This window comes from Klebsiella sp. K5-45 (assembly GCF_030128605.1).
Lineage (GTDB): Bacteria > Pseudomonadota > Gammaproteobacteria > Enterobacterales > Enterobacteriaceae > Klebsiella > Klebsiella quasipneumoniae.
The window spans coordinates 1-537 of the sequence record NZ_JAKUZW010000070.1 but is presented as its reverse complement, the minus strand read 5'-3'; the positions used below and the strand labels follow the sequence as shown (position 1 = coordinate 537).

The window sequence follows — 537 nt, the reverse complement described above, 5'->3', positions numbered from 1 at the left end:
GCCGAGGGTGGACAGGGAACGCTGCAGCTCCCAGCCCACCTGGCCATTCTTGCCAATCAGTAAAATCTTCATTCTCTGTATCCTGTCGTTGACGAAGAAGGCATTAACGCTCGTTCAGCAGGCGCTTGAGATAAGCACCGTACTCGGTTTTCTTCAGGCGTTCGGCCTGAGTCGCCACCCCTTCCGCCGACAACCATTTGTTGCGGTAACCGATCTCTTCCAGGCACGCGACCTTCATCCCCTGGCGCTTTTCAATGGTGTGAATGAACTGTGATGCGTCCATCAGGCTGTCATGAGTGCCTGTATCCAGCCAGGCAAAGCCGCGCCCCAGCAGTTCCACATGCAGGTCACCGCGCTCCAGATACATCTGGTTCAGGGTGGTGATCTCGAGTTCCCCGCGTGCTGAAGGTTTCACGTCCTTCGCCATCTCCACCACGTTATTGTCGTAGAAGTAGAGCCCGGTCACCGCCCAGTCCGATTTCGGCTTTAATGGTTTCTCTTCAATTGACAGCGCTTTGAAGTGCTCGTCAAACTCCA

Annotated in this window: 2 protein-coding genes; both read right to left on the bottom strand. The window is 55.1% G+C overall.

Features of this window, described 5'->3' with window-relative positions:
* The coding region (locus MKS11_RS27520) for a sugar nucleotide-binding protein (protein WP_255960750.1) at positions 1–72 on the bottom strand (72 nt) is incomplete at its 3' end.
* 31 nt (positions 73–103) lie between these two features.
* The coding region (locus MKS11_RS27515) for a sugar phosphate nucleotidyltransferase (RefSeq protein WP_284109804.1) at positions 104–537 on the bottom strand (434 nt) is incomplete at its 5' end.